This is a genomic window from Pseudomonas sp. F-14 TE3623 (genome assembly GCF_053629015.1).
On the sequence record NZ_JBRJHM010000001.1, the window covers coordinates 2407035 to 2432798 of the forward strand.

A 25764-nucleotide genomic window follows, 5' to 3' on the forward strand; every position below is an offset into this window, starting at 1 on the left:
GGCTATTTTTGCCTACGCTGGTCTGCGTTATGGTGGCTGTGCGTGGGGCACTTCGGTGCGCCGGGTTTCTTGATCCCTGGTCTGCTAACCCGCGTACAGTCGCCACCATTTCTCGTTTAGCAGCGACATGTGGCGACTCCATTGATCAAGGAGTTTCACCATGTTCAAACCAACGCCAAATCCTCCGGAAACCGACGACGTTTCCCCCTACGAATCCCTCGATTCCAAAAAACTCAACGAAGCCGCCGACCGCGCCCTCGATTACTACCTCAAACCGCCCATCCCCAAAGACACCCCGCGCAAACCCAGCACCATTTACCACGTCGGTGCCGAGGTCGATAACGAAACCCTGCTGGTCAATGCCTGTGCATCCCTGGCCTCGGCGAGCATGATGCTCAGTGAGTTCGCCGGATTGATGGACATGCCACATCGCAACATGATGTTGGGGATTCAATCAGTGGTCATGCTCGGCGAGCTGGCGGTGAATCGGGTGCTGGATAACCTCGATCCGCGAGGCTAGCCAGAAAAAAAATCAAAAGATCGCAGCCTTCGGCAGCTCCTACAGATTCGGTGTTCGCCGCCATCTCTCGGTCGAACACAATCCCAGGTAGGAGCTGCCGCAGGCTGCGATCTTTTGATCTTAAAGCTCTTGGGCGCGATAGGCCCCCGGCGTCAACCCCGTCCATTTCTTGAACGCCCGGTGAAACGCCGACGGCTCGGAAAACCCCAATTGCTCGGCAATCTGTTGCAACGACAGGTCCGCACGCCCCAGGTGATAAATCGCAATGTCCCGGCGCAACTGATCCTTCAACTCCTGAAAACTCGTGCCTTCTTCGCGCAAATGTCGACGCAGGGTTTGCGGGCTGATGTGCAGGTGCGCGGCCACCGCTTCCAGGTCCGGCCAGCGCGCACTGTCGTGGCTGAGCAAGCGCCGCAGCCGGCTGCTCAGGCTGTCGCCTTCGTCGGGGCGCGATAGCAGGTCGGCGGGGGAGCGCTCGAGAAAGTGCTTGAGGGTTCGTTCGTCCTGCAACAGCGGCATGTTCAGGTAGCGACTGTGAAATAACAGACTGCTTTGCGCCGTCGTGCTCTTTACGGTGGAAAAGCTCAGCGGGCAGGAAAACAGCAAGTCGTATTCGGCCCCGTGTTCGGGCCTCGGGTAGCTGAACGTAGCCTGCTCCAGACGAATGCGCTGGCCGATCAGCCAACTGCCGAACCGATGCCAGATCACCAACAGGCTCTCGCTGAGGAAATGGTCCGGGTCCCACAGCGGCGAATCGTCCAGGCTCAGGCGAACCCTGTCGCCTTCGCGGCTCAGCGTCAGACGCGGCGCGCCGGGGAACAGGCTGTAAAACAACAAACCGCGATTGAGCGCTTTCTCCAGCGTGCGGCTGTGGATCACCGCGTGGCACATCATCGCGAAGCTGCCGGGTTTGCTCGGGGCCTGTCCGAAGCCCAGGTATTCGTCGTCCAGAGCCAACCACAGCCCCTGGATTAATCGGGCGAACTGCTCGGGCGCGATTCGGGCGCGCGGCTCCTCGAGCAGCTCGGGGCTGATCCCCAGTTGCTGCAACAGACTCGAATAGTCGTAGCCATGCCGGCGCGCGCCACCGAGGGCGGCGCGGGCGAAATGGCTGGCGATGGTGCGTTCGCGCATAGAGGGCAGGTCCGTCCACTGAGCAATGGATGGTAGCGGTGCCCGTCGAGAATGAACAAGGCGGATATCCGCCAAATTGCAGGATGAGGGTTGGCTGATGGGCGGAAATCCGCCACATCGTTGTAGCTGATTGGTGACGAAGAAAAACCTGTAACCCTTGATGTCACAAGGCTGGCAGGGTTTTTTTCGAAGGTGGCACGGGGCTTGCGATACAAGCCGCAGAGGTCTGCCGTAGCGCAGCTCGACAAAACAAATCCCTCCAGTGCAGGAGGGTTCGCAATTGAGGTGTCAGGGACAACAGATGGATGTTGTTCTGAGGCACTCTTGAGGAACTTTGCAATGACGACTCGTCAGCCACTGTATAAATCCCTGTACTTCCAGGTGATCGTTGCCATCGCTATCGGCATCCTGCTCGGTCACTTCTACCCGCAGACCGGTGTAGCCCTCAAGCCGCTGGGTGACGGGTTCATCAAACTGATCAAAATGGTCATCGCGCCGATCATCTTCTGTACCGTCGTCAGTGGTATCGCCGGCATGCAGAACATGAAATCGGTGGGCAAGACAGGCGGCTATGCGCTGCTGTACTTCGAAATCGTCTCCACCATTGCCTTGCTGATCGGTCTGGTCGTGGTCAACGTCGTGCAACCGGGCGCCGGCATGCACATCGACGTGACGACCCTGGACACCAGCAAAATCGCCGGTTTCATCTCGGCCGGTAAAGACCAGAGCATCATTGCCTTTGTCCTCAACGTGATCCCGAACACCATCGTCGGCGCCTTCGCCAATGGCGACATCCTGCAAGTGCTGATGTTCTCGGTGATCTTCGGTTTCGCCCTGCATCGCCTGGGTGCCTATGGCAAACCGGTGCTGGACTTCATCGATCGCTTTGCTCACGTGATGTTCAACATCATCAACATGATCATGAAGCTCGCTCCAGTCGGCGCGTTTGGTGCGATGGCCTTCACCATCGGTGCCTACGGTGTCGGTTCGCTGGTGCAACTCGGTCAGCTGATGATCTGCTTCTACATCACCTGCATCCTGTTCGTGGTCCTGGTACTGGGCGCGATCTGCCGCGCACACGGTTTCAGCGTCATCAAACTGATTCGCTACATCCGTGAAGAACTGCTGATCGTGCTGGGCACTTCCTCTTCGGAATCCGCACTGCCACGCATGCTGATCAAGATGGAACGCCTGGGTGCGCAGAAATCGGTTGTGGGTCTGGTGATCCCGACTGGCTACTCGTTCAACCTCGACGGTACTTCGATCTACCTGACCATGGCGGCTGTGTTCATTGCTCAGGCGACTGACACCCCGATGGACCTCACTCACCAGATTACCTTGCTGCTGGTGCTGCTGTTGTCCTCCAAAGGTGCGGCAGGTGTGACTGGTAGTGGTTTCATCGTGCTGGCAGCCACCCTGTCGGCCGTGGGTACTCTGCCGGTGGCCGGCCTGGCGCTGATCCTCGGTATCGACCGCTTCATGTCCGAAGCCCGTGCGCTGACCAACCTTGTTGGTAACGCCGTAGCCACCATCGTGGTTGCCAAGTGGGTCAAAGAGCTGGACGAAGACAAGCTGCAAGTCGAGCTGGCTTCCGGCGGTCGCGGTATCTCCGACGAGCGTGAAGTCGACGATCTGGGTGTGGCTGAAGGCCCAACCCCGGCCAGCGTCAAGTAAGTACTCTGGCTGCATGAAAAACCCGCTTCGGCGGGTTTTTTCATGCCTGCAATTTGAGCGCAACGGTCACCGCCACTGACACATAAGGTGATTGCTGCAATGTCCTCGGCTGCCTAGGCTTGGGGGATCGCACTGGAGAACACTTATGCTCGGTCCACTGGCATCACTCAAGGTTCTGGATTTCTCGACACTGCTGCCGGGGCCGTTCGCCTCGTTGCTGCTGGCAGATATGGGCGCCGAGGTGCTGCGCATCGAATCGCCGACCCGCATGGACCTGTTGCGAGTATTGCCGCCGCATGATCAAGGCGTGTCGGCCAGCCACGCGTACCTCAATCGCAACAAGCGCAGCCTGGCGCTGGACCTCAAGCAGCCCGAGGCGCTGGAGGTGATCAAGCAATTGCTGCAGGACCACGACATCGTGCTGGAGCAGTTTCGTCCGGGCGTGATGGACCGGCTCGGTTTGGGGTATGAAGCCTTGAAGGCGATCAACCCGAAGCTGATTTATGTGTCGATCACCGGCTATGGCCAGACCGGCCCCTACAAGGATCGCGCCGGCCACGACATCAACTACCTGGCGCTGGCGGGGCTTTCGAGCTACACCGGTCGTGTCGACAGCGGGCCGGTGCCGTTGGGCATGCAGGTGGCGGATGTCGCCGGTGGCTCGCTGCACGGGGTGATCGGCCTGCTGGCAGCGGTGATCGTGCGGCAGCAGACCGGGCAGGGGCAGCATCTGGATGTGAGCATGACCGACTGCGCCTTCAGCCTGAATGCCATGGCGGGTGCCGGGTACCTGGCCTGTGGCGTGGAGCCGGGCAGGGAAGAGCAGATGCTCAACGGCGGCAGCTTCTACGATTACTACCGTTCACGCGATGGGCGCTGGTTGTCGGTGGGTAGTCTGGAGCCGGTGTTCATGCAGCAACTCTGCACGGCGCTGGGGGTGGAGGAACTGGCGCCCCAGGGCTTGTCATCCATACCCGCCCGGCAACAGGTACTCAAGGAGGCGTTGAAAGTTGAATTCGAAAAATACGATTTTGACGAGTTGTGCGCGCTGTTTGCCGAACTCGACGCGTGTGTCGAACCGGTGTTGAGCCTGGGCGAAGCGGTGCGGCATCCGCAGTTGAAGGCGCGGGAATTGGTGACTGAGGTGCCGAGGGGCGATGGTTCGACTCAGGCGCAGATGGCTTGCCCGTTGAAGTTTTCGGATGGATTGCCTGAGCCGCGGCATATCGGGGCGAGACTGGGTGAGCATACGGATCAGGTGTTGGGGGAGTTGGGGTTTAGTGTTGAGCGGATCGAGGAATTGCGGCGTGCCAGGGTGGTTGTGTAGTGCCTGTAAGGGCGCCTTCGCGAGCAAGCCCGCTCCCACATTTAACCTTCGCCATGACACACATCCAATGTGGGAGCGGGCTTGCTCGCGAAGGGGCCGGCCCAAACACCACAAATCCCGTTATTCGACCCGCATCTCCCCACTAAACACCAATGTGTTTCTGCACCGCCGGCACAAATACCGCCGCCCCTGTCTCACCAGACCATGGCGCTGCGCCGAAAACGGGAAATCGCTGTCGGCGCACGGGCATTTGTAGATGTAGCGGGTCACGCTGCGGCGTTTGACGTCGTAGGTGTGGCAGCGGTTGGGCGGCAGTTCGTAAACACCGCGCATGATCAGTTGCCACTCTTCGCCGTGAGGCTGGATGCGGTCGCCGAACAATTGATGGGCGATCAGGTGCGCGACTTCATGCGCCACGGTTTGTTTGAGGAAGTCTTCGGTGTTTTCCCGGTACAGCTGCGGATTGAAGCGCAACAGGTTCTCGTGCAGATGCGCGACACCGGCTTTTTGCCCGCGTAGCTTGAGGCTCACCACGGGGCGTTTGAAAGGTCGTTTGAAAAAGGATTCGGCTTGTTGGAAACAGTCTTCGACGCGGGTATTGAGTTGCTCGGGCATGCTTGATGGATCTCCAGAGACGTCGAGTATGCCGCAACCCTCGGGACTTGCGAATCGCTCAGGCGCCGAATGGTCGTACCTCACATTAGTAGGCCGCCTTGCGGCGGCCTGTGTTGGCAGATCTTGTTTTTGGTGGGTGAGTTGCTAATTGGTATAGACCGGCCCCACGCCAAGTCCCCAGACAATCACCGTGAACGCCATGATCGCCACCAGCACCACCAGTCCAACGGCGAGCACCGAGCTTGAAAACAGGAATCCCTCGTCCGACGGAATGTTCATGAACGTTGGCAGGCCCACATACAGCAAGTACACCGTGTAGCAGATGGCTGCGGTGCCGACGATCATTCCCAACCACATGTGCGGGTACAGCGCCGCCAGACCGCCGATGAACAGCGGAGTCGCGGTGTACGTGGCGAAGGCGACACAGCGTGCCAGGCTCGGGTTGGCGTCATAGGTGCGGGCCATCCAGTGGATGAACGCGCCCATCACCGCGACACCGCCGAGCATCGCCAGGTACGACATGATGGTCATCCACAGCGCGCTTTCCATGGTCAGCATCACCGGCGCCCGGTTACCAATGACCCAGCCGACCTGCGTGGTGCCGATAAACGCCGATACGGCGGGGATCGCCGCCAGAATCAGGGTGTGCGTGAGGTACATGTGGCTGATGCTTTCCTCCTGGTCGCCACGGATTTCTTTCCATTCCTGGTCAGGGTGGGTGAAGAGCCCCACTACGTGATGGATCATGCCAGTCACTCCTCTTGTTGTTGCCATCGCCCCCCAGCGGAGCGCTTACGGGCCAAAGTGGCCAGGTAAGTACAGGTCTGAATACGTGTGCGACCTTATGCCGCAGTATAGAAAGGAGTTACCGGTAATAGTGCGAGGGGCTTAGAGCAAATCGCGCTGTAAACAATCTTGTTAATCGCCGCCGGGTCTGTGCCGAATGAATCCTGTGGGGAGCCACAGGGGTATGCTCAAGTCATTAAAAGTGCAGGCTTCGCCCCGAAAGGGTTTTTGCGTAAAATGCCGGCCTTTCGTCACACCTCACGGATTTCGCGTCATGGGCACTCTCACGGTCAACCAGAACAAACTGCAAAAGCGCCTTCGCCGCCAGGCCGGTGAGGCTGTCGCCGATTTCAACATGATTGAAGATGGCGACAAGGTCATGGTCTGCCTGTCCGGTGGCAAGGACAGCTACACCATGCTCGACGTGCTGATGCATTTGCAGAAGGTCGCCCCGATCAAGTTCGAGATCGTGGCCGTGAACATGGACCAGAAGCAGCCAGGCTTTCCCGAGCACGTGCTGCCGGCTTACCTCAAAGAACTGGGCATCGAGTACCACATCGTCGAGAAAGACACCTATTCGGTGGTCAAGGAGCTGATCCCGGAAGGCAAGACCACCTGCTCGCTGTGCTCGCGCCTGCGTCGCGGCACGCTCTACACCTTTGCCGATGAAATCGGCGCGACCAAAATGGCCCTCGGTCACCACCGCGACGACATCGTCGAGACATTCTTCCTGAACATGTTCTTCAACGGTTCGCTCAAGGCCATGCCGCCGAAGCTGCGCGCCGATGACGGTCGCAACGTGGTAATCCGCCCGCTGGCCTACTGCAATGAAAAAGACATTCAGGCCTACTCGGACTTCAAGCAATTCCCGATCATCCCGTGCAACCTCTGCGGCTCCCAGGAAAACCTGCAACGCCAAGTGGTTAAAGAGATGCTCCAGGAGTGGGAACGCAAGACCCCGGGTCGTACCGAAAGCATTTTCCGCAGTTTGCAGAACGTGATTCCGTCGCAACTGGCGGACCGCAACCTGTTTGACTTCACCAGCCTCAAGATTGACGAAACGGCGGCTTCGCGGTTCGTCAACGTAGTAAACCTCTGAGCAATATGTGGGAGCGGGCTTGCTCGCGAATGCGTAGTGTCAGCCGACATTCATGTTGAATGGCACACCGCTTTCGCGAGCAAGCCCGCTCTCACAGGTTTTATCGCTCACAGGCGCCGTTTTCATTTCAATCCTCAGGAGAGGGCATGCGCGACTACAAGTGGCTGAACGAATACTGCTTGAACCGCTTCGGTTCGGCAGCTGAACTGGAAGCCCATCTGCCCGTTCCCAAGACCCCGGCGCAATTGCGCAAGATCAGCGATGACCGCTACCTCTCGACCATGGCGTTGCGGGTGTTCCGCGCCGGGCTCAAGCACAGCCTGGTGGACGCCAAGTGGTCGGCGTTCGAAGAGGTGTTCTTCAAGTTCGACCCGGAAAAAGTCGTGCTGATGAGCGCCGAGCATCTGGAGCGCTTGATGCAGGACGCGCGAATCATCCGCCACCTGGGCAAGCTCAAGAGCGTGCCGCGCAATGCGCAGTTCATTCTGGACGTGGCCCATGAGAAGGGCAGTTTTGGCGCGTTGATCGCCGAATGGCCGGTGACCGATATCGTCGGTTTGTGGACCTACCTGAAAAAACACGGGCACCAGTTGGGCGGGTTATCGGCACCGCGATTCTTGCGGATGGTCGGCAAGGACACCTTCGTGCCGAGCTACGACGTGGTGGCGGCGCTGAGTGCGCAGAAGATCGTCGACAAGGTGCCGACCAGCCTGCGGGACATGGCCACGGTGCAGAATGCGTTCAACCAGTGGCACGAAGAGAGCGGTGGGCGGCCGATGAGCCAGATTTCGATGATGCTGGCGTACACCGTGAATCATTGAGACCGAGTCGATCCCTTCGCGAGCAAGCCCGCTCCCACAGGATTTTTGAGTGTTCACAAATTATGTGACCACTGAAGATCCAATGTGGGAGCGGGCTTGCCCGCGATAGCGTCCTGTCAGGCGACACTGGTCTCGCCTTCTCCGGCCAACTTGCGGTTCAACTGGAACCGCCACCGCACATACAACATTGCCGAGCAGAACACCGCCAGGCTCGCGCCCATCTCCAGTAAACCGAACAGCTGCCGGTTCGGGTCATACGCGGCCAATGCGCCCTTCATGAAATACAGGTTCACCACAAAACACATCCACGAATGCCCACGGGCGCTGCCGACGATCATCCCCGGCGCCATCAACAATAGCGGCACCAGTTCGATCAGCAGAATCACCCACGGTCGCGCGCCATGCAGGTCGGCGAATACCAGGTAGTAGACGCAGAGCAGTCCCACCAGGCCGAAAAAGCACAGCAGGCTGATGACGCGCATCGCCCGTACTCGCGGTTCGAGCCATTCGATGGAAGGCAGAATTTTCGGCTTTTTGGCCATATCAGCTCACCAACTTTTGCGCAGTCTTCGCCAACCGCAGGCCCAAGGCCCGGCACAGCGCAACTTCGTGTTCATTCAAACCGCTTTTGCCATCGGCACCGGCGTGATGGCTGGCGCCGTAAGGCGTGCCGCCACCGCGGGTTTCCAGCAGCGCCGACTCGCTGTAAGGCAGGCCGGTGATCAGCATGCCGTGGTGCAGCAACGGCAACATCATCGACAGCAGCGTGGTTTCCTGGCCGCCGTGCAGGCTTGCGGTGGAGGTGAAGACCCCGGCCGGTTTGCCCACCAGCGCGCCGGTCAGCCACAGGTTGCTGGTGCCATCGAGAAAGTACTTCAACGGTGCGGCCATGTTGCCGAACCGGGTCGGGCTGCCGAGGGCCAGACCGGCGCAGTTCTTCAAGTCGTCGAGGCTGGCGTACAGCGCGCCTTCATCGGGAATGTCCGGCGACACGGCTTCGCATTCAGTGGAGATCGCTGGCACCGTGCGCAACCTGGCTTCCAGGCCGGCCTGCTCGACACCACGGGCAATCTGCCGGGCCATTTCATTGGTCGAACCGCTGCGGCTGTAATACAGAACCAGAATATACGGCGCACTCACGGCAGCAACTCCAGCACATTCTCCGGCGGACGGCCGATGATGGCTTTGTCGCCGACTTCGAGAATCGGGCGCTCCATGAGTTTCGGGTGCGCGGCGATGGCGGCGATCAGTTGCGCCTCGCTCAGGCTGCTGTCGGCCAGGTTGAGGGTTTTGTACTCGTCCTCGCCGGTGCGCAGCAATTGCCGGGCGCTGATGCCGAGCTTGCTCAGCAGGCTCTGGATTTGCGCGGCGTCCAGCGGGGTTTCCAGGTAGCGGACCACGGTCGGGGCCAGGCCACGGGCTTCGAGCAGTTCGAGCGCACCGCGGGATTTCGAGCAGCGCGGGTTGTGATAAAGCGTCAGATCGGTCATGTGCGGGTCGCATCTTGCGTAAGGTGGCGGCTATTCTAACTGTGCGGCGCGTAATCCAGAACCTTGGGAGGCGATGGGTCGCAGGTGCATTCTATTTTTGACAAGGATTGAGACATGACAAGGCGACTGGCAGCAGCATTGGCGATCTTGGGAGCGTTATTGCTGGGGGGCTGCGGCAACGACTATGGCGTCGACCAGAACGGTCACAAAGTCGCCGCCGAGCGTCTGGACAAACAATGGCTGGTGCTCAATTACTGGGCCGAATGGTGCGGTCCGTGCCGTACCGAAATTCCCGAGTTGAACGTGCTGGCCGAGCAGCTCAAGGGCAAGAAGATCGGGGTGTTCGGGGTCAACTTCGACAATGTGCAGGGCGAAGAGCTGAAAAGCGCCAGCGAGAAACTGGGAATCGCCTTCACCGTGCTGGCCCAGGACCCGGCCGACCTTTTCGAATTGCCGCGCAGTGAAGCGCTGCCGGTGACTTACATCATCGATGACAAGGGCAAGGTGCGGGAACAGTTGATGGGTGAGCAGACGGCGGCGGGGGTGATGGCGAAGCTTGAGGCGTTGCAGGCGACTAACTGATCGAGCGCCGACCTGTGGCGAGGGAGCTTTTGTGGCGAGGGGGCTTGCCCCCTCGCCACAAGTCACTTGGTTACAGCCGTGGAGATCAACCCTCTTCAAGCCACCAACGCAACGGTTTGCCTTGCGCCGGCCAGAAGCGCATCTGGTCGATCGGTGAAACATCCCAGCGCTGCACGTTTTCCAGCGCCTGCAGGAAGCGTTTTTCCTGCTCCATCAACGCCGGCGCACACATTTTGCGGGTGCTGCCGATCTTGCCGAAGCTCAGCTTGTCGCCTTCCAGGGTATACGGCGCAAACCAGTGGTTGCAGCCGCCGTTGCCATAGGCCCGACCGTCTTCATCGAGGGTGATGGTCAGATGGCTGTAGTCCATCAGCGGACGCTCGCCGATCCATTCCAGAATGTAGCTGCGGTTGTGTTGCAATTGCACCGGTTCGGCGGCGCAGCCCAACAGGCTGGCGCCGGCCATGGCGCTCAGAGCAAGGCGTTTCATCACGCAGGCTCCTGGCACTTCTTGCACAGGTGCTTGTCGGCAACGGTGGCCCAGCCCAGCTCGGCAATGCGCGCAGTGGCCGCCGGTTTTTCCGCCTTGTTGCCCAGCTTGGCGTCGACCGCGAACTCAAAGCTCAGTTCTTTGGCGCAGCTGTCGCAATTGACCTTCCAGGTGTGGATCGCCAGTTCGCCGAACACCGGACCACTGGCCACCGCGACCCATTGGCCCGGCGGATTGATCAGATGGCGAACCGTTTCGACGGTCAGGCGCATGGACAAGTCCTTGCTGCCTTTAAGGGTCACTACCAGCACGTCGTTATTACGAATCGAGCCGCCGTTGCCGGTGACTTGATAACGCCCCGGCACAAGGGCGCGGCATTCGGTGAGGGTGTGTTGCGGGTTCATCAGGCTGTAGCGGAAATCGTGTTCGACCATGGGTCCTCCAAATATGCGCGATATGCTAGCACGGGCATGAACGCAGCATGGCGCGGGCATGTGACCTTCGATCTGGTTCAAATTACCTGTCGAGTCATGGCACACTGCCGCTTTTGCATCTCTAAGGAACGGAAATGGCGTTGATCGAATGTTTTGAGTGCAAGCAACGCATCAGCTCCACGGCGCCTGCTTGCATTCATTGCGGTGCACCTGCGGTGGCAGTGCAAGCGGCTACGTCGACGGCAACGCCTACGCAGGCGCCTCTTTCTTTCGGGCGTTTACCGACCAATGAAAGCGTGCCCCGGGTGACCCCGGCCGCTTTCGGGCGCAAACGTAAAGCCGAAGTCGAGGCAGAGATCCCGGCACCGGCACCCGGTGGGCCGCGTCCGGTGGAACTCTGGCTGAAACTGATGATTTTCTTGCTGCCGCCATTTTTTGTCTGGTTCCTGCTGCGTCGCGGTCATTCGCTGGGGCAGCGCTTGTTGGGCTTCGGCTGGCTGGCCCTGATGATCCTTTTGTCCAAGGCCTGAGTCGATCAGCTCTCGACCTGATTCTGTGGCGAACCGGCCGCCCAGGCCGCGATGTTCTGCAGGGTGGTCGCGGCAATCGCGCCCAGGGCTTCGCGGGTGAGGAAGGCCTGGTGCGCCGTGATGATGACATTCGGAAAGGTCAGCAGGCGCGCCAGCACATCGTCCTGCAGCGGCAAGTCGGAGCGATCCTCGAAGAACAGCTGCGCCTCCTCTTCATAAACATCCAGCCCCAGATAGCCCAATTGGCCGTCCTTCAACGCATCGATCAGCGCCGGCGTGTCCACCAGACCGCCGCGCCCGGTGTTGATCAACATTGCGCCCGGCTGCATCTGCGCCAGTGACTTGCTGTTGATCAAGTGTTTGCTCTGTTCGGTGAGCGGACAATGCAGGCTGATGATCTGCGACTCGGCGAGTAGTTGCGGCAAGCTGAGGTAGCGCGCGCCGAGCGCTTCGACCTGCGGGTTCGGGTAAGGATCACAGGCCAGCAACTGGCAGCCGAAGCCGTTCATGATTTTCGCGAAAGTCGCGCCGATCTGCCCGGTACCGACGACGCCGACGGTCTTGCCCACGAGGTCGAAACCGGTCAGCCCATGCAAGCTGAAATCCCCCTCGCGCGTACGGTTATAGGCACGGTGCAGTCGGCGATTAAGCGCCAGAATCAGCGCCACCGCATGTTCGGCCACCGCGTGAGGCGAGTAGGCCGGAACCCGCACAATCGCCAACCCCAGGCGCTTCGCTACCACCAGGTCGACATGGTTGTAACCGGCCGAGCGCAGGGCAATCAGGCGTGTACCGCCCGCGGCCAGACGTTCGAGTACCGGAGCGCTGAGGTCATCATTGATGAAGGCACAGACCACTTCGTGATGCTCCGCCAGCGCCACCGTGTCGAGGCTCAGTCGCGCCGGCTGGAAATGCAGCTCGATGCCGGCGGGCAGGTCGGTACTCAAGAAACTGTCGCGGTCGTAGGTCTGGCTGCTGAAAAGAATCGTGCGCATGTTGTCCTCCTGGAAGTTACCTGTAGCAGCTGGCGAAGCCTGCGTTCGGCAGCTGCTACAGGCCATGAGCTTAGCCTTCAAGGCGCCCGGCGTTATTGCGCTGCATCAGGCATTGATACGCGCATGGGCCGCCAGGCGATTGATGGCTCGTTCGAGTTCTTCCAGCGCGCCGGGGGCTTTTGCGTCCTGTTGCTTGAGCAGGGTTTCGCTGCGCTGGCAGGCGGCGCGCAGTTGCGGGACGCCGCAATAACGGGTGGCCCCATGCAGGCGGTGGACTCGTTCGATCAGGGCATTCTGGTCATTGGCTTCACGAGCGACGCGAATGGCCTCGCGGTCAGCCTCCAGGGAGGCCAGCAGCATGGCCAGCATGTCCGCCGCCAGATCAGCCTTGCCGGCCGCCAGACGCAGGCCTTCTTCGTGATCGAGCACCTGCAAATCATTACCGTTGTTGCTTTCGCTGGAACGCTCCGGCCCCAGATTACGCAACGCCAGGCCGGTCCATTTCAACACCACCTGCGCCAGTTGCCGTTCGCTGATGGGTTTGGTCAGGTAGTCATCCATACCGCTTTGCAGCAACGCGCGTTTTTCGTTGGCCATTGCGTGGGCGGTAAGGGCAACGATCGGCAGCGGCGTGCAATGCCGCTCGTTTTCCCACTGGCGAATGGATTCGGTGCTTTGGCGGCCATCCATGCCGGGCATCTGCACGTCCATCAGCACCAGGTCGAAGGTTTCGTTCTGTACGGCCTTGACCGCGGCGTAACCGCTTTCCACTGCGAGCACTTTGGCGCCCATGTCTTCGAGCAGGGTTTGCACCAGCAGCAGATTGGCCGGGTTGTCGTCGACGCACAGGACCTTCGGCGCGCGGCTGGAAAGGGGCTCGCCGGGGTCGCTGCGCTGCTGGCGCGGGTTGACCATATCGGACAGGGCCCGCCGCAGTTTGCGCGTGCAGGCCGGTTTGGACTGCAGCTGGCTGTGGGGGTTGGGCACCGAGAGGTGGAACAGCGTCAGTTCGGTGGTCGGGCACAGCACCAACACTCGGCAACCCAGGTGTTCGAGGTCCCAGATATGCTGGTTGAGGCGCTCCGGCGGCATGTCATTGCTGGTGATGCCGAGCACTGCCAGGCCGATTGCCTGATCGGTCTGATGGGCGCCGGTCACGCCGTTGGCCAGACTTTCCAGGGTGTTGAACGGCGTGACTGTCAGGCCGCAGTCTTCCAGTTGATGCTGCAAGGCCTGACGGGCCAGCTCATGGTTTTCCAACACCGCCACCCGTTGTCCGAGCAGCGGTGGACCGGGCAGGTCTTCGGCGTCGTCGCGGGCTTTGGGCAAGCTCAGGCTGATCCAGAATTCCGAGCCTTCGCCCGGTGTACTGTCGACGCCGATCTCGCCGCCCATCTGTTCAATCAGGCGTTTGGAAATCACCAGCCCCAGGCCGGTGCCGCCAGGTTGTCGGGACAGCGAGTTATCGGCCTGGCTGAAGGCCTGGAACAAGGCGCGCACGTCCTGGTTCGACAGACCAATGCCGGTGTCCTGAATGCTGATGCGCAGTTGCACCCTGTCTTCATACTCTTCTTCGAGCATGGCCCGGGCGACGATGGTGCCTTCGCGGGTGAACTTGATCGCATTGCTCACAAGGTTGGTGAGGATCTGCTTGAGTCGCAGGGGATCGCCCACCAGCGACAATGGAGTATCGCGATAAACCAGGCTCACCAGCTCAAGCTCTTTGGCGTGGGCAGCCGGGGCAAGGATGTTCAAGGTGTCTTGCAGCAGGTCGCGCAGGTTGAACGGAATATGGTCGAGCACCAGTTTGCCGGCCTCGATTTTCGAGAAGTCGAGAATCTCGTTGATGATCCCCAGCAGGCTATCGGCGGATTTTTCGATGGTGCCCAGGTAATCGAGCTGGCGTGGTGTCAATTCACTTTTTTGCAGCAAATGCGTGAAGCCGAGAATGCCGTTGAGCGGTGTGCGGATTTCATGGCTCATGTTGGCCAGGAACTCTGATTTGATCCGGCTCGCCTCCAGGGCTTCCTTGCGCGCCAGGTCGAGCTCGATGTTCTGGATTTCGATGGTTTCCAGGTTCTGACGCACGTCTTCGGTGGCCTGGTCGACGCTGTTTTGCAATTCTTCCTGAGCGTTCTGCAGGGTTCCGGCCATACGGTTGATGCCGGACGCCAGTTCATCCAGCTCATGGCTGCCGAGGGGCGGCAGGCGGGTTTCCAGATGACCGTCCTTGAGCTGTGCCACGGCTTGTTTGATCTGGCTCAATGGCCGGTTGATGGTCCGGCCCATGCGCAACGCCAGCAGCGCCGCACCGACCAGGCCACCGCCGATCAGCAGCAGGCTGGCGAACAGACTGCGGTAACCGCGCAGCAACATGCCACTGTGTGACAGTTCGAGTTCGACCCAACCCAGCAGGCGGTCGGCTTCATCGGGGATTAGGTCGCCGGCCAGGTTGCGGTGCTTGCCGAACACCGGCAGCAGGTAGCGCGTGGCGTCATTGCCCCTTTGGGCAACAGCTGTGAGCCGTTGCCCAAAGGGGCCTGATTGAGCATGGTCGGACCGGCGTGGGCCAACTGTGTGCGGTCGGGGGCGAGGAACGTCACCGCGCGCACGTCGGTTTGTTCCAGGAACTGGGTGGCGATGCGTTCCAGCAGGTCGTCGTCTTTGCGACCCATGGCCGGGGCCACCAGCGGCGCCAACTGTTCGGCAATCATTTCGCCGCGCTGCATGAGTTGGGATTGCAGGTCTGATTGCTGCATCCAGGTGAAATAGCCGCCCAGGACCAGCGCCATCAGGGTGGTCGGCAACAGAGTCAGCAACAGCACGCGGCCTTTAATTCCCAGTTTCTTGAGCACGCATCTCTCCCGCATCCAGCTGTTTATTGACCTGCACGTACTTCCGGCACGCGCCACCTGCGCAGTGTAGCGATTTGCATGCGGGCAATCTTCGTAAAATTGATGTCGTCATTCGTCGGCCAGATCAATGCTTTGCTCTCGGGGGCAAACCTTGGCTTGCCCCTGGTGGGGCAATCTTGAATAATCGGCAACTGAGAATTATTTGCAGATACTCATGACTCCCATCTCTATTAACCATCCCCGCATCCTCTCCATCGAAGATGATCTGGTGCTCGGTGCCTACGTCCATGAGCATCTGGGGCGCAGCGGTTTTCAGGTGACCTGGTGCCAGAACGGCCAGGAAGGGTTGGACATTGCCCGCCAACAAGCCTTCGATGTGGTGTTGATGGATATTCTGCTGCCGGGGCTGGATGGCCTGGCGGTGCTGACCCAATTGCGCCAGAGCCATTCCACGCCGGTGGTGCTGATGTCGGCGCTGGGCGCGGAGGCGGATCGCATCAGTGGCTTTCGCCTCGGCGCCGACGATTACCTGCCCAAACCTTTCAGCATGGCCGAGTTGCGGGTGCGCATCGAGGCGATCCTGCGGCGGGTGGCGCTCGACCGGCGGCCGGCGCCGGCACCGATTGCACCTGCGATGGACAGCCTGCGTTTCGACGATGAACGGTGCGAGGTCTTTTTGAGCGAGCACGCGGCCGGCCTGACTCGCAGCGAATATCGGTTGTTGGATACATTGAATCGCAACGGTGATGAAGTACTAAGCAAGGCATTCCTTTATCAGCAGGTGTTACAGCGCGGTTATGCGCCCCATGACCGCAGCCTCGACATGCACATCAGTCAGATTCGCCGCAAGCTCAAGGCCATCGGTTACACCGAGCGCGAAGTGCGTACGGTCTGGGGCAAGGGGTATGTATTGAGTGCGGCCGATGAAATGGTCTGACGTGCCGGGCCGGCATTCACTGTTCTGGAAACTGGCTTGTTTGTTGGTGGCGTTCTGTCTGCTGATGATCTGGTTGAGCTGGTCCTGGGGCCGCTACATGGAAAAGAAGAACCTCTTCCTGTCCGACGAAGCCCGGGGCACCCTGACGCGCTACGCCGCCGAGGCGGAGCGGGCGTGGAACGAACAGCAGAGTGCAGGCATTGATGCCTGGTTGCGGCGTATCGGCCAGCACGAGTCGACCTGGGTCGGTGTCATTGGTGGCGACTTGCAATCCTTGAGCAGTTATCCGCTGGCCAACCAGGAAATCCAGCGACTGACTTTTTTGCGCGGTCTGGATTGGCCAGTGAGTCGGCGTAATCAGGGCCTGCCGTGGCTGAAAATTCCATTTCCCAACGACCCGTCTGCCGGCAGCCTGGTGATCGAGTTGCCTCAGCGTTTCATGCCTGGACGCTACCGGGTGTTTTGGCGGGTGATCACCAATGGGGTGATTCCCGGGCTGTTTACCCTGCTGCTGTGCGTGGGGCTGTATCGATTGCTGGTCGTGCCATTGAACAGCCTGCGCGAACAGGCCAACGCCTGGCGCGCCGACCAACTGACTGTGCGTTTATCGAGTCGCACCACCAACCGCTCGGATGAATTGGGTGAACTGGGCAGGGCCTTCGATCACATGGCCGAGCGCCTGCAAAGCACGGTGGCCCTGCAACAGCAACTGCTGCGCGACCTGTCCCATGAATTGCGCACACCGCTGAGCCGGCTGCGGGTGGCCAGCGAAAGCGAGCAAAGCCTCGGGCAACTGCGTGAACGCATTGGCCGAGAAGTCGACGGCATGCAGCGCCTGGTCGAGGACGCCCTGCAACTCGCCTGGCTCGACACCGAGCGCGCGCCGTTGCCCGATGAAGCGATCCAGGTTCAGGCCTTATGGGAAATGCTCACGGAAAACGCCTGCTATGAAAGTGGCTGGCCGGTGAGTCAGTTGCACTGCGCGGTGGATGCATCCTGCTGGGTGCGCGGCCATCTCAATACCCTGGCCCAGGCGCTGGAAAACATTCTGCGCAACGCCATTCGTCATTCACCCAAGGGCGGTGTCGTGACGCTCGGTGGTCGGCGCGATGGCGACTTCTGGCATCTATGGCTGGAAGACGAGGGCGGCGGGGTGGCTGACGAGGATCTTGAACGGATTTTTTCGCCGTTCATCCGGCTCGATGGTTCGCGGCCGGGGGATGGCGGATTTGGATTGGGTTTGAGCATCGCGAGGAATGCGGTGCAGCGGCAGGGTGGGCGGCTTTGGGCGGAGAATACCGGACGTGGATTGCGGCTGAATATGCGGTTGGTGACTGAGAATGATGGCATCTTTAAGGACGCCATCGCGAGCAGGCTCGCTCCCACATTGGGTGTGTGTAAGCCACAGATAGTGTGATCAACCTAGACTCCTGTGGGAGCGAGCCTGCTCGCGATGCCGCTCTTCCAGCCACCGCCGTTCAGCTTTTGCCGGAGCGTTCCCGTTTATTTGTACGACCTTTCCTAAAGGGTATTGCCGACACCTTATGCCTGATTCGACGGAATAGACTCGCGTTTTTCCTCGTCCTCAAGGAGTTCGGCATGAATGCATCCAGTGTCCCCGACAACGCAACCGACGATCGTTTCAATGAAGTGCTTGCGCTGATTCAAAGTGCCAAACAGCAGGCCATGCAGACGGTGAATACCCAGTTGATCGAGCTGTATTGGCAGGTGGGTGCTTACATCAGTCGCAAACTGGAACAGGCTGAGTGGGGCGATTCTGTGGTCAGCCAACTGGCTGAGCATCTGGCCACGTCTCAACCTGGGTTGCGCGGTTTTACTCGGTCGAACTTGTTTCGCATGCGCCAGTTCTATGAGACTTATCACGCTGAAGAGAAAGTCGCACCACTGGTGCGACAATTGTCCTGGTCGCACAACCTGATCATTTTCAGCCAGAGTAAACGGCCGGAAGAGCGGGAGTTCTACGTCCGTTTGGCAGTTCAGGAGAAATGGTCGAAGCGCGAACTAGAGCGTCAGTTCAAGACCGCACTGTTCGAACGAAGCGTGACCCAACCAGCAAAAATCTCAGCAGTGCTGAGACAAGCCCACCCGGCAGCGCTTGAGATATTCCGCGACGCCTACATGCTCGATTTTCTCGACCTGCCGGGTGGCCATGCCGAAACTGATCTGCATAAAGGGTTGATGGCGCGCCTCAAAGAATTCCTGAGCGAACTCGGCCGCGATTTCTGCTTTGTCGGTTCCGAGTATCCGCTTCAAGTGGGTGGGTGTGATTTTGCCCTGGATCTGCTGTTCTTCCACCGCGGCCTTAATTGTCTTGTAGCCATTGAGCTTAAGGTCGGTCGTTTTAAACCGGAGTATTTGGGCAAGCTGAACTTCTATTTGGAAGCGCTGGATCGCAAGGAGCGCAAACCCCACGAAAACCCGGCCATTGGTGTATTGCTCTGCGCCAGCAAGGATGACGAGGTGGTTGAATACGCCCTTAACCGCAGCCTGTCGCCAGCGCTGATCGCTGAATACCAGGTGCAGCTACCGGACAAACAGTTGTTGCAGGCCAAGTTGCATGAGTTCTATGCATTGAATGTCGCGCAAGGTGAAGAGTACTGATCCAGCCCCTTATTCCCATTCGCCATAAGCCCCTTACTTTGCGTGATATGGCCTGCGCACGTTTGCCGGTATGATAGGCGCCCCCGCAGTCTGGATTGCGAATACGCCATGACCTTGCAGTACCCAACCATCGCCGATTGCGTCGGCAACACTCCGCTGGTCCGTTTGCAGCGCCTGCCTGGCGCCACCAGCAACACCCTTTTGCTCAAGCTCGAAGGGAACAACCCGGCGGGTTCGGTCAAGGACCGTCCGGCGCTGTCGATGATCACCCGCGCCGAATTGCGCGGGCAGATCCACGCCGGCGATACGCTGATCGAAGCGACCTCGGGCAACACCGGGATCGCCCTGGCCATGGCTGCCGCGATCAAGGGTTACAAGATGATCCTGATCATGCCGGACAACTCCAGCGCCGAGCGTAAAGCCGCCATGACGGCTTATGGCGCCGAGCTGATTCTGGTCAGCCAGGAAGAAGGCATGGAAGGCGCTCGCGATCTCGCCCAGCGAATGGAAGCCGAAGGCCGCGGCAAAGTGCTGGATCAGTTCGCCAACGGTGACAACCCTGAGGCGCACTACACCACCACCGGTCCGGAAATCTGGCGCCAGACCGAAGGCACCATCACTCATTTCGTCAGCTCGATGGGCACCACCGGCACCATCATGGGCGTTTCGCGCTACTTGAAAGAGCAGAACGACAACGTGCAGATCATCGGGCTGCAACCGATGGAAGGCTCGGCGATTCCGGGCATCCGTCGCTGGCCGCAGGAATACCTGCCGAAGATCTACCAGGCCGAGCGCGTGGACCGGATCGTCGACATGGCGCAAAGCGAAGCCGAAGACGTGACCCGTCGTCTGGCGCGCGAAGAAGGCATCTTCTGCGGCGTGTCTTCGGGCGGTGCCGTGGCGGCGATGCTGCGCCTGTCCAAAGAAGTTGAAAACGCGGTGATCGTCGCGATCATCTGCGACCGTGGCGACCGTTACTTGTCGACCGGCATTTTCGACGCGCCCAACTGATGGCCAAGCAAGAGAGAGGCCTGCGCTTCCAGCCCACGGGCGGCAGCAAGGCCCCGCAAGTCCCGACCGGCAAAAAGCAGCGCTTGACCATCGAGCGCTTGGCCAATGACGGTCGCGGTATCGCGTTTTTCGAAGGTCGCACCTGGTTCGTCATCGGCGCATTGGCCGGTGAAGAAGTCGAGGCGCGGGTCTTGGGTGCCCACGGCAAAGTGGTCGAGGCGCGCACCGAGCGCGTGTTCCAGGCCAGTGAATTGCGCCGCCCGGCACCGTGCGCTCATGCCGCTCGCTGCGGCGGTTGCAGCGTGCAGCATTTGCCCCACAACGAACAGCTCGCCCTGAAACAGCGCATGCTCGCCGAGCAATTGTCGCGGGTGGCCGGTGTCGAACCTGAAGAGTGGGCAGCGCCGTTGAGCGGTCCGGAATTCGGCTACCGTCGTCGCGCCCGAGTGGCGGTGCGTTGGGACATGAAAGCGAAAAAACTCGAAGTCGGCTTCCGCGCTGCCGGCAGTCAGGACATCGTCGCCATCAACGAATGCCTGGTGCTGGTACAGCCCTTGCAACCGATCATGACCCGCTTGCCGGAGATGCTGCGGCGCTTGAGCAAACCTCAGGCACTGGGGCATGTGGAGTTGTTCAGCGGTTCGTCATTGGCGGTATTGCTGCGGCACATGGCGCCGTTGTCCGAAGCCGACATGACCATCCTCAAGGAATTCTGCGCGTTCCATGAAGCCCAGTTGTGGCTGCATGGCGACGGCGAGCCGCAACCGGTCGAGGCCGATCAGTCGCTGGGCTATCGCCTTGAACAGTGGGACTTGAACCTGGCGTATCGGCCAGGAGATTTCATCCAGGTCAACGCCGGGGTCAACGAAGCAATGGTCGCCCAGGCGTTGGCGTGGCTGGCGCCGAAATCTGATGAGCGGGTTCTGGATCTGTTTTGTGGGTTGGGCAACTTTGCCTTGCCGCTGGCCAAAACCGTCCGCGAAGTGGTGGCGGTGGAGGGCGTGCAGGCAATGGTCGAGCGGGCCGCCGCGAATGCCGCTGACAACAATTTGCATAATGCGAAGTTTTTTCAGGCCGATTTATCCCAGCCTTTGGCCGATGCCGAATGGGCAGATGAAGGCTTTTGTGCGGTACTCTTGGACCCACCTCGCGACGGCGCTTTCGAGGTGGTGCGCAAGCTGGCGTCCCTGGGCGCCAAACGATTGGTGTATGTGTCATGCAACCCTGCAACGCTGGCGCGCGACACAGTCGAATTGATCAAGCAGGGCTACCGGTTAAAACGTGCCGGGATTCTCGATATGTTTCCTCAGACGGCACATGTCGAGGCCATGGCGTTATTTGAAGCGAGCTAGGACGGCTCGTCTGGTCCGACTGACCCGCTCGTGCAAAGCGCATTCGTCTTAGCCCCGCGAGTGCACACGGGCAGCAAAGGTCAGCGATTTGACGCATTGAATCTGCGTCGTAGGGAAGGTAAAGCAAGATGGTACAGGTGAGAGCACACCAGCCGATCAACACCGACGGCAGTATCAATCTCGAGGCTTGGCTCGATCATGCGGTCAGTGTCGATGCGGCACTGGATCGCGAAGCCTTGAAGGAAGCCTGCGAGTTCGCTCGCGAGGCCGAACAACAAGCCAATGCGGCGAAGAATCTGTGGTCCGAAGGGACCTCGAGTTTCCGCACCGGCCTTGAGATCGCCGAGATTCTCGCCGACCTCAAACTCGACCAGGATTCGTTGGTCGCAGCGGTGCTGTACCGCGGCGTGCGCGAAGGTCAGATCCAATTGCCGGCGGTCAGCCAGCGTTTCGGTCCGGTGGTCGCCAAACTCATCGACGGCGTGTTGCGCATGGCGGCGATCAGCGCCAGCCTGAGCCCCCGTCAATCCTTGGTGCTGGGCACTCAGGGCCAGGTCGAGAACCTGCGCAAAATGCTCGTGGCCATGGTCGACGACGTGCGCGTCGCGCTGATCAAACTGGCTGAACGTACCTGTGCGATCCGCGCGGTGAAAACTGCCGACGACGAGAAGCGCAACCGCGTCGCCCGTGAAGTCTTCGACATTTACGCGCCGCTGGCCCATCGCCTCGGTATCGGTCATATCAAGTGGGAGCTGGAGGACTTGTCCTTCCGCTATCTTGAGCCCGACCAGTACAAGCAGATCGCCAAGTTGCTCCACGAGCGACGGTTGGATCGCGAGCGCTTTATCGCTGATGTGATGACCCAACTCAAAGACGAGTTGCAGGCTACCGGCGTCGATGCCGACATTAGCGGCCGGGCCAAACACATCTATTCGATCTGGCGCAAAATGCAGCGCAAGGGTCTGGAGTTCAGCCAGATCTACGACGTGCGCGCGGTTCGTGTACTGGTGCCGGAAATGCGCGACTGCTACACCGCGCTCGGCATCGTCCACACCCTGTGGCGGCACATCCCGAAAGAGTTCGACGACTACATCGCCAACCCGAAAGAGAACGGCTACCGCTCGCTGCACACCGCGGTGATCGGCCCTGAAGGCAAGGTGCTGGAAGTGCAGATCCGCACCCACGCCATGCACGAGGAAGCCGAACTGGGGGTCTGCGCCCACTGGAAATACAAGGGCACCGACGTCAAGTCCGGCTCGAACCACTACGAAGAGAAAATCTCCTGGCTGCGTCAGGTCCTCGAGTGGCACGAAGAGCTGGGCGATATTGGTGGCCTTGCCGAACAATTGCGGGTCGATATCGAGCCGGACCGGGTCTACATCTTTACCCCGGACGGTCACGCCATCGACTTGCCGAAGGGCGCGACACCGCTGGACTTCGCCTACCGCGTGCACACCGAAATCGGTCACAACTGCCGCGGCGCCAAGATCAACGGGCGTATCGTGCCGCTCAACTACAGTCTGCAAACCGGTGAACAGGTCGAGATCATCACCAGCAAGCACGGCACCCCAAGCCGCGACTGGCTGAACCCGAACCTGGGTTACATCACCACCTCGCGGGCACGGGCGAAGATTGTTCACTGGTTCAAATTGCAGGCGCGCGATCAGAACGTCGCGGCCGGTAAAACCTTGCTCGAGCGCGAACTCAATCGCCTCGGCCTGCCGCAGGTGGACTTCGACAAGCTGGCCGAGAAGGCCAACATGAAGACCGCCGAGGACATGTTCGCCGCATTGGGCGCAGGCGATTTGCGCCTGGCACAACTGGTGAACCTGGCGCAGCAACTGGTCGAGCCGGAACGCGGCAACGAACAGCTGGAACTGATCCCGCGCAAAGCCACCGGCTACAAACCGGGCAAGCGTGGCGACATTCAGATCCAGGGCGTCGGCAACCTGATGACCCAGATGGCCGGCTGTTGCCAGCCGTTGCCGGGGGATGCGATCGTCGGTTACATCACCCAGGGCCGTGGCGTGAGCATTCACCGTCAGGACTGCGCCTCGGTGCTGCAACTGGCCGGGCGCGAGCCGGAGAGGATCATTCAGGTCAGCTGGGGGCCGGTGCCGGTGCTCACCTATCCGGTGGACATCATCATTCGCGCCTACGACCGTTCCGGTCTGCTGCGTGACGTGTCGCAGGTGCTGCTCAACGAGCGGATCAACGTGCTGGCGGTCAACACCCGTTCGAATAAAGAGGACAACACCGCGTTGATGTCCCTGACCATCGAGATTCCGGGGCTGGATGCGTTGGGGCGGTTGCTGGGGCGGATTTCCCAGTTGCCGAACATCATCGAAACCCGCCGTAACCGCACGCCGTAACGACATGGTTCGCGGCGATCAAATGTGAGAGCGGGCTTGCTCGCGAAAGCGGTCTGAAGGACACATTGATGTTGGATGTGCCGCCGTCTTCGCGAGCAAGCCCGCTCCCACAAGGGTTTTGCAGTGAGAGTGATTGATGTACAACCTTGAAGATCTATTGCACCTGATGAACCGTCTGCGCGACCCGCAGTACGGCTGCCCGTGGGATATCAAGCAAACCTACGCGACCATCGTCCCGCACACCCTGGAAGAAGCCTACGAAGTCGCTGACGCCATCGAGCGCGGGGACTTCGATCATTTGCAGGGTGAGTTGGGCGACTTGTTGTTCCAGGTGGTTTATTACAGCCAACTGGCCCGGGAAGAAGGGCGCTTCGAGTTCGAAGGCGTGGTCGACAGCATCACGCGCAAACTGATCCGCCGTCATCCTCACGTGTTCCCTACCGGTGATCTGTACGCGCCGCTGGACATCCCGCGTTTGAATGAGGAGCAGGTCAAGCAACGCTGGGAAGAGATCAAGGCTGAAGAGCGCGCCGAGAAGTCTTCGGCGCCGCAGCAGTTATCCTTGCTCGACGACGTGCCTGCCGCGTTGCCGGCGCTGTCCCGTTCGGCAAAATTGCAGAAGCGCGCAGGGCGGGTCGGTTTCGATTGGCCGGACGCCTTGCCGGTGCTCGACAAGGTGCGCGAAGAGCTCGATGAAGTGCTCGAAGCCATGGCCGACAATGACTCGGTAGCGATTGCCGATGAAGTCGGCGACTTGCTGTTTTCTGTGGTCAATCTGGCGCGACACCTCAAGGTCGATCCGGAAACCGCACTGCGCGGCGCGAACTCAAAGTTTGAAAGACGCTTCCGATTTATCGAACAGGCATTGCGCGACACCCACCGTCCCATAGAAGATTGCACCCTCGAAGAGTTGGACGCCTTGTGGGGCGAAGCCAAACGTCAGGAAAAGAATTTGCCCAGCTGCGGTTGAGCAGTTGCCTAAGTGAGAAATAAGCACCATGAGCATTTCCCTTCGCGACCAGTTGCTCAAAGCAGGGCTGGTCAATCAAAAGCAGGCCAAACAGGTCGGCAAAGAGAAGCAGAAGCAGCAACGTCTGGCCCACAAAGGTCAGATTGAACTCGATGACTCCCAGCAGCGTGCCGCTCAGGAAGCCATGGCCGAGAAGGTCAAGCGCGACCAGGAACTGAACCGCCAGCAGCAGGAGAAGGCCGAAGCGAAGGCCCGCGCCGCCCAGGTCAAGCAATTGATCGAAGTCTCGCGCCTGCCCAAGCTGACCACCGAGGACTACTACAATTTCGTCGACGACAAGAAGGTCAAGCGCATCTCCGTCAACACCCTGATGCGCAACCAGCTCAGCAATGGCTTCCTGGCGATCGTGCACCACGCCGGCGGTTACGAAGTGATCCCGCGTGAAGCGGCTCTGAAGATTCAGGAGCGCGATCCACAGCGCATCGTGCAGCTGAATGTGAAGACAGAAGAAGTCAGCGTCGAAGACGATCCGTACGCGGCCTATCAGATCCCTGATGATCTGATGTGGTAAGCCGTTAGAGACTGCAACAACGACAAACCCCGCTCATGGCGGGGTTTGTCGTTTTCAATGCGGTCATTATGCAGAACGCGCTTCGCGCTGCTGCTCCAGTGTTTCCAGTTCGGCCTTGTATTGGTGGGCTTCGGTTTCGGAGTGAAACATCCCGACCAACAGGTCTTGTTGATGTACATCCCAGATGCGGATACCGGCGGCGATGCCTTCATGGGACATATGTGAATCGTCGCGTTCAGTTACTTTTACAGTCATCTGCTAGCTCCAATCTCTGTTATCTGCAGCAAGGCGTGTGCAGGCCTTTGTTATATATTTTGTTAGCTGGCTAAGTAAACGACAGAGTTCGGCAACCCATTTTTGCAGAATCGGCAAAAGTCCTGCAGCCCGCGAAATACGCGACATTCGGTCGCAGGCCATTGAGTTTCATGACAAATGTTTCATGTTCGAGAGGCAGAAAACCACGGTTCGAGCCTGATCGATTGAGCACCGCAAAACCTGTGGGAGCGGGCTTGCTCGCGAAAGCGGTCTGACAGACACATTGATGTTGAATGTGCGGTCGTCTTCGCGAGCAAGCCCG

Annotated in this window: 25 protein-coding genes and 1 pseudogene; 15 read left to right on the forward strand and 11 right to left on the reverse strand. The window is 59.8% G+C overall.

What is annotated here, in order from left to right:
• Positions 1-160 precede the first annotated feature (160 nt).
• A complete protein-coding gene (locus tag AB7M29_RS10900; RefSeq protein ID WP_454246842.1) occupies positions 161-520 on the forward strand; it encodes a DUF6124 family protein in 360 nt (119 codons plus the stop codon).
• A 120-nt stretch (positions 521-640) separates the two neighbouring features.
• On the opposite strand, the gene AB7M29_RS10905 is transcribed toward AB7M29_RS10900, so the two are convergent.
• Positions 641-1654 carry an AraC family transcriptional regulator gene (locus AB7M29_RS10905; protein ID WP_454246843.1) on the reverse strand — a complete coding sequence of 338 codons (1014 nt, stop codon included), beginning with the start codon at positions 1652-1654 and terminating at the stop codon, positions 641-643.
• 339 nt (positions 1655-1993) lie between these two features.
• Here AB7M29_RS10905 and AB7M29_RS10910 point away from each other — a divergent pair, with 339 nt between their 5' ends.
• Complete coding sequence (locus AB7M29_RS10910) at positions 1994-3328, forward strand: dicarboxylate/amino acid:cation symporter (protein WP_038979460.1); 1335 nt, start codon at positions 1994-1996, stop codon at positions 3326-3328.
• 145 nt (positions 3329-3473) lie between these two features.
• Complete coding sequence (locus AB7M29_RS10915; RefSeq protein WP_454246844.1) at positions 3474-4655, forward strand: CaiB/BaiF CoA transferase family protein; 1182 nt, start codon at positions 3474-3476, stop codon at positions 4653-4655.
• A 120-nt stretch (positions 4656-4775) separates the two neighbouring features.
• Here AB7M29_RS10915 and AB7M29_RS10920 read toward each other — a convergent pair whose 3' ends face one another.
• On the reverse strand, positions 4776-5270 hold the full coding sequence (locus AB7M29_RS10920) for a SprT family zinc-dependent metalloprotease (protein WP_048394212.1): 495 nt from the start codon (positions 5268-5270) through the stop codon (positions 4776-4778).
• Positions 5271-5414: 144 nt separating this feature from the next.
• Positions 5415-6017: a Yip1 family protein gene (locus tag AB7M29_RS10925; protein WP_030131100.1), complete on the reverse strand. Its 603-nt coding sequence runs from the start codon at positions 6015-6017 to the stop codon at positions 5415-5417.
• A gap of 313 nt (positions 6018-6330) precedes the next feature.
• Here AB7M29_RS10925 and ttcA point away from each other — a divergent pair, with 313 nt between their 5' ends.
• Together ttcA and AB7M29_RS10935 are read left to right on the forward strand one after the other, a co-directional pair.
• On the forward strand, positions 6331-7155 hold the full coding sequence (gene ttcA, locus AB7M29_RS10930; protein ID WP_052966613.1) for a tRNA 2-thiocytidine(32) synthetase TtcA: 825 nt from the start codon (positions 6331-6333) through the stop codon (positions 7153-7155).
• A 146-nt stretch (positions 7156-7301) separates the two neighbouring features.
• On the forward strand, positions 7302-7976 hold the full coding sequence (locus AB7M29_RS10935; protein ID WP_454246845.1) for a DNA-3-methyladenine glycosylase I: 675 nt from the start codon (positions 7302-7304) through the stop codon (positions 7974-7976).
• Positions 7977-8092: 116 nt separating this feature from the next.
• Here AB7M29_RS10935 and AB7M29_RS10940 read toward each other — a convergent pair whose 3' ends face one another.
• Genes AB7M29_RS10940 through arsC form a run of 3 tightly spaced genes read right to left on the reverse strand, consistent with a single transcriptional unit; the run spans position 8093 to position 9466 of the window.
• Positions 8093-8518: a DUF2069 domain-containing protein gene (locus AB7M29_RS10940; protein WP_038979465.1), complete on the reverse strand. Its 426-nt coding sequence runs from the start codon at positions 8516-8518 to the stop codon at positions 8093-8095.
• Between the two features lies 1 nt (position 8519).
• Entirely contained in the window at positions 8520-9116 is a 597-nt protein-coding gene (gene wrbA, locus AB7M29_RS10945) for an NAD(P)H:quinone oxidoreductase (protein ID WP_095634377.1), read from the reverse strand.
• On the reverse strand, positions 9113-9466 hold the full coding sequence (arsC, locus tag AB7M29_RS10950) for an arsenate reductase (glutaredoxin) (protein ID WP_052966616.1): 354 nt from the start codon (positions 9464-9466) through the stop codon (positions 9113-9115). The genes wrbA and arsC overlap by 4 nt, the downstream gene beginning before the upstream one ends.
• A gap of 114 nt (positions 9467-9580) precedes the next feature.
• Here arsC and AB7M29_RS10955 point away from each other — a divergent pair, with 114 nt between their 5' ends.
• Positions 9581-10048: a TlpA family protein disulfide reductase gene (locus AB7M29_RS10955; protein ID WP_217858414.1), complete on the forward strand. Its 468-nt coding sequence runs from the start codon at positions 9581-9583 to the stop codon at positions 10046-10048.
• An 85-nt stretch (positions 10049-10133) separates the two neighbouring features.
• Here AB7M29_RS10955 and AB7M29_RS10960 read toward each other — a convergent pair whose 3' ends face one another.
• The gene (locus AB7M29_RS10960; RefSeq protein WP_052966618.1) at positions 10134-10538 is read right to left on the reverse strand and encodes an META domain-containing protein; all 405 of its coding nucleotides are present in this window, start codon (positions 10536-10538) and stop codon (positions 10134-10136) included.
• A complete protein-coding gene (locus tag AB7M29_RS10965; protein ID WP_007899088.1) occupies positions 10538-10972 on the reverse strand; it encodes a hypothetical protein in 435 nt (144 codons plus the stop codon). Before AB7M29_RS10965 ends, AB7M29_RS10960 begins: the two co-directional genes overlap by 1 nt.
• A 134-nt stretch (positions 10973-11106) precedes the next feature.
• Between AB7M29_RS10965 and AB7M29_RS10970 the strand changes: the two genes are divergently transcribed.
• Positions 11107-11502, forward strand: coding sequence for a hypothetical protein (locus tag AB7M29_RS10970; protein ID WP_123720625.1), 396 nt, complete (start codon positions 11107-11109; stop codon positions 11500-11502).
• Between the two features lie 5 nt (positions 11503-11507).
• Here AB7M29_RS10970 and AB7M29_RS10975 read toward each other — a convergent pair whose 3' ends face one another.
• Both AB7M29_RS10975 and AB7M29_RS10980 read right to left on the reverse strand, forming a co-directional pair.
• Complete coding sequence (locus AB7M29_RS10975; protein ID WP_217858412.1) at positions 11508-12497, reverse strand: 2-hydroxyacid dehydrogenase; 990 nt, start codon at positions 12495-12497, stop codon at positions 11508-11510.
• Between the two features lie 105 nt (positions 12498-12602).
• Positions 12603-15352 (reverse strand): annotated as a pseudogene (locus AB7M29_RS10980) (response regulator).
• A 214-nt stretch (positions 15353-15566) separates the two neighbouring features.
• Here AB7M29_RS10980 and AB7M29_RS10985 point away from each other — a divergent pair.
• From AB7M29_RS10985 to AB7M29_RS11020, 8 genes are all read left to right on the forward strand, one after another.
• Positions 15567-16289: a response regulator transcription factor gene (locus AB7M29_RS10985; RefSeq protein ID WP_454246846.1), complete on the forward strand. Its 723-nt coding sequence runs from the start codon at positions 15567-15569 to the stop codon at positions 16287-16289.
• Positions 16276-17706 carry a histidine kinase sensor domain-containing protein gene (locus AB7M29_RS10990; protein WP_454246847.1) on the forward strand — a complete coding sequence of 477 codons (1431 nt, stop codon included), beginning with the start codon at positions 16276-16278 and terminating at the stop codon, positions 17704-17706. Before AB7M29_RS10985 ends, AB7M29_RS10990 begins: the two co-directional genes overlap by 14 nt.
• A 182-nt stretch (positions 17707-17888) precedes the next feature.
• Positions 17889-18911: a PDDEXK nuclease domain-containing protein gene (locus AB7M29_RS10995; protein WP_454246848.1), complete on the forward strand. Its 1023-nt coding sequence runs from the start codon at positions 17889-17891 to the stop codon at positions 18909-18911.
• A gap of 108 nt (positions 18912-19019) precedes the next feature.
• On the forward strand, positions 19020-19922 hold the full coding sequence (gene cysM, locus AB7M29_RS11000; RefSeq protein WP_007899067.1) for a cysteine synthase CysM: 903 nt from the start codon (positions 19020-19022) through the stop codon (positions 19920-19922).
• Positions 19922-21274: a 23S rRNA (uracil(1939)-C(5))-methyltransferase RlmD gene (gene rlmD, locus AB7M29_RS11005; RefSeq protein ID WP_454246849.1), complete on the forward strand. Its 1353-nt coding sequence runs from the start codon at positions 19922-19924 to the stop codon at positions 21272-21274. The genes cysM and rlmD overlap by 1 nt, the downstream gene beginning before the upstream one ends.
• Before the next feature lie 128 nt (positions 21275-21402).
• Complete coding sequence (relA, locus tag AB7M29_RS11010; protein WP_038979473.1) at positions 21403-23646, forward strand: GTP diphosphokinase; 2244 nt, start codon at positions 21403-21405, stop codon at positions 23644-23646.
• Between the two features lie 136 nt (positions 23647-23782).
• The gene (gene mazG, locus AB7M29_RS11015; protein WP_201059628.1) at positions 23783-24616 is read left to right on the forward strand and encodes a nucleoside triphosphate pyrophosphohydrolase; all 834 of its coding nucleotides are present in this window, start codon (positions 23783-23785) and stop codon (positions 24614-24616) included.
• A 28-nt stretch (positions 24617-24644) separates the two neighbouring features.
• Positions 24645-25187 carry a DUF2058 domain-containing protein gene (locus tag AB7M29_RS11020; protein ID WP_052966627.1) on the forward strand — a complete coding sequence of 181 codons (543 nt, stop codon included), beginning with the start codon at positions 24645-24647 and terminating at the stop codon, positions 25185-25187.
• Positions 25188-25253: 66 nt separating this feature from the next.
• Here the strand turns inward: AB7M29_RS11020 and AB7M29_RS11025 are convergent, their stop codons facing one another.
• Entirely contained in the window at positions 25254-25442 is a 189-nt protein-coding gene (locus tag AB7M29_RS11025; RefSeq protein WP_030130084.1) for a hypothetical protein, read from the reverse strand.
• Positions 25443-25764 lie beyond the last annotated feature (322 nt).